Origin of the sequence: Flavobacterium sp. Root935, from assembly GCF_001429295.1 — a bacterium.
In the GTDB taxonomy this organism is placed as follows: Bacteria; Bacteroidota; Bacteroidia; order Flavobacteriales; family Flavobacteriaceae; genus Flavobacterium.
Genome location: NZ_LMJL01000007.1, coordinates 533560 through 542210, shown reverse-complemented (window position 1 = coordinate 542210; position 8651 = coordinate 533560). Strand labels below are relative to the sequence as shown.

Genomic DNA, 8651 nt, shown 5'->3' with positions numbered 1-8651 from the left:
GATGTGATACTAAAACTTTAGTATTAACAATAACTAATGCAACAAATTCTACGCAGACAGAATTAGCTTGTGACAGTTACACTTGGCCTGTGAATGGGGTAACATACACAAATTCTGGAACTTACACTTATAGTGCTGGCTGTGATACTAAAACGTTACAATTAACTATCAACAATTCATCTGCCATTTTAAAATCTGTAAGTTTAAATTCAGGAATATTAACATCTGATCATGCAGGAGCCGTATACCAATGGTATAAATGTCCAAATACATTATTAGCTAACGAAAACAATCAATCCTTTACACCATCTGTTGTTGGAGAATATAAGGTTGAAATTACGGTGGCAGGCTGTACAATTGTTTCAGATTGTATAAATGTATCAACATTAGGTGTTGATGATTTTAAATCAGCCGAATTTAGAATGTATCCTATTCCAAGTAAAGGAATATTAAATATTGTAACTAAATATAATGGAAATTATATCATTATTGATGCTTCTGGTAAAATTGTAAAATCAGTAAATCTAGATTCAGATATTCTAAATACAATTCACATAGAAAATCTTTCTGATGGTGTTTATTTAATTAAAAACAGCAATCATAATACATTTAAAGCTCAAAAATTTATTCTAAAAAAATAATATATTTTAATATTTAAAGTAGCCCCGAATTAAAATTTAATTCGGGGTTTTTTATATCTAAAAATCTTACTTTTAGAGTCCCTAAATCTATTAAACAATAATTATGAAAAACCTACTTCTAATTACTGTTGCTTTTTTGTGCCTCAAAAGTAATGCACAAAAGCAGCCCTTTCCTGCCAATGTTGTTTTTGCGAATGGCTTGATGCCTTCACCCAAAAACAGTCTGGATGCCCAAAACAATTATGATATTTGGAAAAACAATTTTGTTGAGTCTTGTTCTAACGGAAGATACAGAGTGAAATTTGATACTTCTTCTCAAACAGTTTCTGAAGGAATTGGATACGGAATGCTCTTATCTGCTTACATGGCAGACAAAAACCTTTTTGATGGACTTTGGTTGTATTATAAAGACAATGTAAACAGCAACAAAGTAATGAACTGGAAAATTAATGGCTGTTCTGGAGCTATTGGTCAAAACGGAGCTACAGATGCAGAACTTGATGCTGCATTTGCCCTTATCGTTGCCGATTATCAATGGGGAAGCAGTGGTAACATTAACTACAAAACCGATGCGACTGCTTTAATTTCTGCTATTAAAAATTATGAAGTGGAAGCCAATACTTATGTTTTAAAACCTGGAGATCAATTCGGCGGCAGCCAAATCACAAATCCTTCTTACTTCTCGCCTGCTTATTACAGAGCATTTGGAGTTTTTACAAATGATGTCGTTTTTTGGAATCAGGTTGCAGCGAAATCTTATACGGTTATTAACAATAATCTTACTGTAAACAATGCCGTTGGCGGATTAGTTTCGGACTGGTGCGAAGCTTCTGGCGCTTATTCTGCTATAGCTGCAGCAAACGGATATAACAATTCCGGAAAAGGATATACATATGATGCTGCAAGAACTCCTTGGCGTATTGCGGTTGATTATTTATGGTATGGAAATGCCGATGCCAAAACTTATGCTAAGAAATCATCTGATTTTGTTCGTGTTAATCTTGGAGGTTCGGCAAATATTAAAGATGGATACAATCAAAACGGAACAGTAAGCGGCCAATGGCACAATGCTACTTTTGTGGGTGCATTTGCCTGTGCTGCAATGGCTGGAGAAAATCAAGCGCATTTAGATGCTTCTTACACCGATTTAAAAAACCTCAACGAACCAAACAGCTACTTCAATCACACCCTAAAAACATTATATTCTTTTTTACTAACTGGTAATTTTTATCTGCCTCCAACTGCTACTTTGTCCAATGAAAATTTTGATATTGAAAAATCTACTGTTACGCTTTTTCCAAATCCGAGCGCTGATCGAATCACAGTTAGTGCACCTGGGAAATCTACTATCTCGATAATATCTCCTTCAGGGAGTGTTATTCATCAACAAAAAACAACTTCAGAATTGACAGAAATAAATTTAGCCAACCAAGCGCGAGGAGTTTATTTGGTAAAAATATCCAATGATGATTTTAAAAACATTACCAAAAAAGTGATTTTGAAATAGTCTAAAAATAGAAACTCCCAAATTACAATTGTAATTTGGGAGTTTTTCATTTAAAGATTCCAAACAGTTTGGAATTTGGAATTTTATAAATTGGAATTTTATAAAATCATCGTCAGCTGAATCCTTTTTCTATCTTCATCAACTTCCGTAACCTTCACATCAACATGCTGATGTAATTTTACAACCTCGTTTACATCGCTTACAAATCCAGCTTTTAACTGTGAAATATGTACTAAACCGCTTTCTTTGATTCCGATGTCAACAAAACAGCCGAAGTTGGTAATGTTATTCACAATTCCAGGTAAAATCATTCCTGTTTTCAAATCTTTGATTGATTTTACATTGGCGTCAAATTCAAAAACCTTAGCCGACTTTCTTGGGTCTAAGCCAGGCTTTTCCAGCTCTTTTATGATGTCTTTTAGCGTAAGCAAACCAATTTCAGGTGTAATATAGTTTTCGGCCTTAATAAGCGCTGTTTTCTCTTTATTAGCAATTAATTCGTTTACAGAAATTTTCAAATCTTTTGCCATTTTCTCCACAACTGGATAAGCCTCTGGATGCACTGCCGAATTATCCAGCGGATTTTTAGCATTTGTAATTCTAATGAACGCTGCTCCTTGTTGATAAGCCTTATCTCCCAAACGAGGCACTTTTTTCAACTGTTTTCTGTCTTCAAAAGGTCCGTTTTCAGAGCGGTATTGTACGATGTTTTCTGCCAGCTTCTCTCCTATTCCACTCACATAACTCAGTAAATGTTTACTTGCGGTGTTGATGTTAATTCCAACCGAGTTTACGCAGCGAATTACGGTGTTATCCAATTCTTCTTTTAATTTCGTTTGGTCAACATCGTGCTGATACTGACCTACTCCAATGGCTTTTGGGTCAATTTTTACCAATTCGGCTAAAGGATCTGAAAGCCTTCTTCCGATAGAAACCGAACCACGAACCGTTACATCATAATTTGGAAATTCTTCCCTCGCAATTTTGGAAGCTGAATAAACTGAAGCTCCAGCCTCAGAAACTATAAAAACCTGCACTGGTTTGTCGAACGCGATTTTTTTGATGAAAAATTCGGTTTCGCGCGAAGCAGTTCCATTTCCAATAGAAATCGCATCAATTTGATAGGCGTTAACCATCGAACGAATTTTTTTAATCGCCATAGATTCTTCGTTTTGAGGCGCGTGCGGGTAAATCGTTTCGTTATATAACAAATCGCCTTTTTCGTCTAGACAAACTACTTTACAACCGCTTCTAAATCCTGGATCGATTGCCAGAATACGTTTTTCTCCCAAAGGCGGTGCCAATAATAATTGTCCTAAATTGTTGGCAAAAACCTGAATAGAATTCGCATCGGCTTTTGCTTTTGCTTCCTGAAGTGTTTCGTTTCCAATTGCTGGGTTTAATAAACGTTTGTAACTATCTTCAATTGCTAACTGCAAATGAGCTGTTGTGCTATTTTGTTTTTTAATAATGATTTCGTCAATAACATCGTAAGCATCATCGATATCAACATCTATTTTCATTTTAATAAAACCTTCGTTTTCAGCGCGAAGCATTGCCAATAAACGATGCGCCGGCGCTTTTGTCAAAGGCTCCTCCCAATCAAAATACTGACTGAATTTTTGTGCTCCTTCTTCTTCCGCTTTCTTTTTTACGACTTTGGTTGCAATTGTTGCTTTTCGTTGATATAATCTACGAAGCTGTTTACGAACATAAATATTTTCATTAATCCATTCTGCCACAATATCTCTTGCGCCTTGCATAGCCGCTTCTTCATTAATCACATTTTCATTAATGTATTGTGTCGAAACAAAATCGACATCAACATCACTTTCAGACATTATGATTTTTGCCAAAGGCTCTAAACCAAACTCGCGGGCAACATCTGCTTTTGTTTTTTTCTTCTTTTTGTACGGAAGATAGAAATCTTCAATTTCCTGCAGATCAAAACTGTCTTCAATTTTTTTCTTCAAATCCGCCGTGAGCGCTTTTTGTTCTTCAATAGATTTCAGAACTGCTTCTTTACGCTTTACAAGTGTGTCAAAATCTTTCTGCAATTTTGCAATCTGTTCAATTACAGTTTCATCAAGATTACCAGTCGCGTCTTTTCGGTATCTCGAAATAAACGGAATTGTACAATCTTCCTCTAATAATTTTACGGTGTTTTGAATGCTGACTGCAGGTGCCTGAACAGATTTGGCAATGAATTGAATATTAGTCATACGTTTAATGAAATAAATTCTTAATTACAACATGATATAATTTACTTGTTAAAACGATTTGTAAATTCATCAATGATTCGGCTAAAATAATATCTTTGTTTTTAATTTTACGCCAATGGAAATTTTTTTACTCTATTTTTTATTTATAAATATTGTTCTTTTTATTCTTGCTGGATACGATAAATATCTGGCTCGAAAAAATAAACGAAGAATTCCTGAAAATACTTTGTTTTTTCTTCAAACAATTGGCGGAACAATAGGTTTATTAACAGCTATGTTTTTCTTTAAACATAAAACGAGTAAAACTTCATTTATTGTCAAATTCTTATTGATTCTTTTACTACAAGTTGTTTTAATTTACTTCATGCTAACTCAAAAAATATAGATATTAACATTGTTAATAACCTTAAAAAGTATAATTTAAAATAACTTCAATATATTGAATGTAAGTACTTTAAATAAAAAAACCGGATGAATTTTAAAAATCCGCCCGGCTTGTTTATTTACATTGGTGCGAAGCACCCGATTTTTTTTGACTTTTTACGAACAAGCAATCTTATTAACTCTGTTTTGATGTCTTCCGCCTTCAAAAGCTGTTGTCAGGAAAGTTTCAACGATTTCAACTGCTTGATGAATAGAAGTAAAGCGCGCCGGAATACTTACAATATTAGCATCGTTATGCAAACGTGTCAAATAAGCAATTTCCTTAGTCCAGCATAAACCAGCTCTCACTTTCGGATGTTTATTAACAGTCATTGCAATTCCGTTACCGCTTCCGCAGATCACAATTCCAAAATCAGCTTTTCCTTCAGATACATCATTTGCAACTGGATGTCCAAAATCTGGATAATCTACAGAAGCATCAGTATCAGTTCCGTAATTCGTTACTTCGTATCCTTTTGCTTTAAGCATTTCAACAATTGCTTTTTTATATTCTGGTCCAGCGTGGTCGTTTCCTATCGATATTTTCATTTTCTATACTATTAAGTTGTGTAGTACAAATTTACTCAATTAATAAATGGTTGCCACGAATTACACCAATTTTCACAAATTATTTTCTTTTTTGAATACTATATAAACATTCCAATATAAATTCGTGTAGATTCGTGAAATTCATAGCAAAAAGCTTAGAAAGATAACTTACGTAATATCAAATATTTACCACTTATTAACAATTTTGATAACTTCATAAGTATCTCATAATCAATAAAGAATAACCAGAATATTTGTTAAAATTTTAAGGTGTTAATAGGAGTTTGTAATTCGTTGATATTCAGTTAACTTTAAATTAACAGAAACTGTTAATAAGTTCGAAAAGAAAATTAGAAGTTTTTTTTGGTTGTGTCGAAAAAAAACCTAATCCAAAACTGGAATCAAAAATCCTAATAAAGTTTCGGGAATTTTTAGAAAAGTTATCAATATCAAAAATGCCATTTTCAACAAATATCAACATATGAACTTATCTACAAAATCAATTCATTTTTGGTTGTCAACCGTTGTTAATTAAAATACAAAAAGTCTTATAAATTAATATTTTAGCTAAAAATAACTATGTTGATAACTCAAAATAACTAAGAGAAACTTCATTTCAATGCTTTTAAAAATAAATTTATTCGACATATTAACACACTATAATAACCAACAATTTTTTTTAAATTTTTAAAAATCTTTTTTGTTGTATTTAATATATGTTGAAAACTAAAAAAGTTTAAAAAGAAAAAAATTGAATTTAGTTTGAAAAAAGAATCTCTTTAAACGATTTTGAGAGGATTGTTTAAGTTGTCAAGGATTTCCTGAACTTGTTCGAAATCGTTGGGATGAACTTTGAGTTTGATTCCACCCAGCGCCGAAGTGTACATTGGAACGACTGAAAGTGTCATTTCGTTTTCGAAAAAATAAGGGATTTGTTCCTGCTCCAGTAAGTGTTTGAGAACCACTGTTTCGTGCTGATAATTGAATATGGCGATGGTCTTAAAGCTTTCCATATGAGGTGTTTTTGTAAATGTACGAAAAGTTATATTTTTAATAATTCTATTTGTTAAAAAGTATTATCTGATTTCTTATTTGTAATTTTAAACCTTATAAGAAAAGATATATGAGTAAGAAAATTAGAAAGCCGATAAAAAAAGAGAAAGATTTCTCTGGAAAAATAATAAAGATTTTATCGCAAAATGCTAATAAACCATTCAATTATAAACAAATAGGAGCAAAGCTTGAACTTGACGATACCAATAGCAGGAATCAAATTATAAAAGAACTAAAAATTCTAGCTTCGCAAAAGAAAATTATAGAATCAGAGCCTGGAAAATATCTAGTAAAAGCCGAAAGTCAGGATTACTACGAAGGAACAATAGATATGACGAGCAGAAAAACTGCTTATTTTATTTGTCCAGATTTTGCAGAAGATGTTTTTATTCCGACCAATAATTTGAATCGTGCATTAGATAAAGACAAAGTAAAAGTCTATGTTTATAATAGAAGAAAAGGTAAAAGACCTGAAGGTGAAGTAATTGAAGTTGTAGAAAGAGATAAAACAGAATTTGTTGGTGTAATTGATATGCAGCCAAATTTTGCATTTGTTTCTACTGCAAATCCTAAAATGTATACCGATATTTTTATTCCGAAGGATAAAATTGGTGAAGCAGAAAACGGTGATGTTGTTTTAGTTAAGATTGAAGACTGGCCAAAAAGAGCTGATAGTCCGTTTGGATCTGTCATAAAAGTTTTAGGAAAACCTGGTGAACACAATACTGAGATTCACGCTATTTTAGCGGAATATGGACTTCCATCAGATTTTCCGGTAGAAGTAGAGGTTTATGCACAAAAAATAGATACTTCGATTCAGGAATCTGAAATAGCAAAACGTCGTGATATGCGTGATACGCTTACGTTTACGATAGATCCAAAAGATGCAAAAGATTTTGATGATGCCTTGTCTTTCAAAAAGTTAGAGAATGGAAACTTCGAAATTGGAATTCACATTGCCGATGTTTCTTATTATTTGGAAGAAGGTACAATCTTGGATGATGAAGCTTATCAAAGAGCTACTTCTGTTTACTTAGTAGATAGGGTAGTGCCAATGCTTCCTGAAGTTTTATCTAATTTTGCCTGTTCACTTCGTCCGAATGAAGAGAAATATACATTCTCTGCGATATTCGAAGTTTCTCCAACTGCACAAGTTATCAACCAATGGTTTGGAAGAACAGTAATTTATTCAGATCAGCGTTTTGCTTACGAAGAAGCACAGTATATTATTGAAACAAAAGATAATACAATTCCAGTTGATGTTTCAATTACTGGAGAATCTTATGTTGTTTCAGATGAAATTACAGAAGCAACTTTAAAATTAGATGAATTAGCGAAGATTTTAAGAAAGAAAAGAATGCAGAATGGTGCAATTTCTTTTGATAAAGTTGAAGTGAAATTTAATTTGGATGCAGAAGGTGAACCAGAAGGAGTTTACTTTAAAGTATCTAAAGATGCCAATCATTTGATTGAAGAATTTATGCTTTTAGCCAACAGAAAAGTGGCTGAATACATTGGAAAACAAAAGAAAACATTTGTTTACAGGATTCACGACGAACCAAACGAAGACAAATTAATTGCGATGCAAACCGTAATTGCTAAATTTGGTTATAAAATAGATTTCCGTAACAAAGGCGATATTTCAAAGTCTTTGAATGCATTGATGGAAGAAGTAAATGGTAAAAAAGAACAGAACTTAATTGACACTCTTGCGATTAGAAGTATGAGTAAAGCCAAATATTCTACAGATAATATTGGTCATTACGGATTAGCTTTTGATTATTACAGCCATTTTACATCGCCAATTCGTCGTTATCCAGACGTAATGGTACATCGTTTGCTGCAGTATTATCTAGATGGCGGCGCTTCTGTAGACGAAGAAACTTATGAAACAAAATGTCTGCATTGTTCTAATATGGAAAGTTTAGCAACAAATGCTGAGCGAGATAGTATTAAATACATGCAGGTTAAATACATGCAGGATCATCAGGACGAAGAATTTTTGGGAGTTATTTCAGGAGTTACAGAATGGGGAATTTATGTTGAAATTGTTTCTAACAAATGCGAAGGAATGGTAAGAATCAGAGAAATAAAAGATGATTACTATACTTTTGATGAAAAGCAGTATGCTTTAGTTGGAGCAACTTCAAACAGTATTTTACAATTAGGAGATGAAATTTATGTTAAAGTAAAAAATGCCGATTTAGTTAAAAAACAATTGGATTTTCATTTTTTAAGAAGAGCAGAATAAAGTTT

The 8651-nt window shown here is 32.8% G+C and carries 7 protein-coding genes; 4 read left to right on the top strand and 3 right to left on the bottom strand.

The window, feature by feature from the left end; genetic code table 11:
* Together ASE40_RS03810 and ASE40_RS03805 are read left to right on the top strand one after the other, a co-directional pair.
* Positions 1–641 (top strand): T9SS type A sorting domain-containing protein (locus tag ASE40_RS03810; protein WP_131726576.1); only part of this gene is annotated, 641 nt, incomplete at its 5' end.
* 103 nt (positions 642–744) lie between these two features.
* Positions 745–2148 (top strand): glycosyl hydrolase family 8, encoded by a 1404-nt coding sequence (locus tag ASE40_RS03805; protein ID WP_057115466.1) that lies wholly within the window; start codon positions 745–747, stop codon positions 2146–2148.
* A gap of 98 nt (positions 2149–2246) precedes the next feature.
* Here ASE40_RS03805 and ASE40_RS03800 read toward each other — a convergent pair whose 3' ends face one another.
* Complete coding sequence (locus ASE40_RS03800) at positions 2247–4370, bottom strand: Tex family protein (protein WP_057115465.1); 2124 nt, start codon at positions 4368–4370, stop codon at positions 2247–2249.
* Between the two features lie 115 nt (positions 4371–4485).
* On the opposite strand from ASE40_RS03800, the gene ASE40_RS03795 reads away from it, so the two are divergent.
* On the top strand, positions 4486–4755 hold the full coding sequence (locus tag ASE40_RS03795; RefSeq protein ID WP_057115464.1) for a DUF1294 domain-containing protein: 270 nt from the start codon (positions 4486–4488) through the stop codon (positions 4753–4755).
* Between the two features lie 155 nt (positions 4756–4910).
* Here ASE40_RS03795 and rpiB read toward each other — a convergent pair whose 3' ends face one another.
* Together rpiB and ASE40_RS03785 are read right to left on the bottom strand one after the other, a co-directional pair.
* Positions 4911–5342, bottom strand: a complete 432-nt coding sequence (gene rpiB, locus ASE40_RS03790; RefSeq protein ID WP_057115463.1) for a ribose 5-phosphate isomerase B — start codon at positions 5340–5342, stop codon at positions 4911–4913.
* Between the two features lie 779 nt (positions 5343–6121).
* Complete coding sequence (locus ASE40_RS03785) at positions 6122–6355, bottom strand: putative signal transducing protein (RefSeq protein ID WP_057115462.1); 234 nt, start codon at positions 6353–6355, stop codon at positions 6122–6124.
* Positions 6356–6465: 110 nt separating this feature from the next.
* Between ASE40_RS03785 and rnr the strand changes: the two genes are divergently transcribed.
* The gene (gene rnr / locus ASE40_RS03780) at positions 6466–8646 is read left to right on the top strand and encodes a ribonuclease R (RefSeq protein WP_057115461.1); all 2181 of its coding nucleotides are present in this window, start codon (positions 6466–6468) and stop codon (positions 8644–8646) included.
* Positions 8647–8651: the final 5 nt, after the last annotated feature.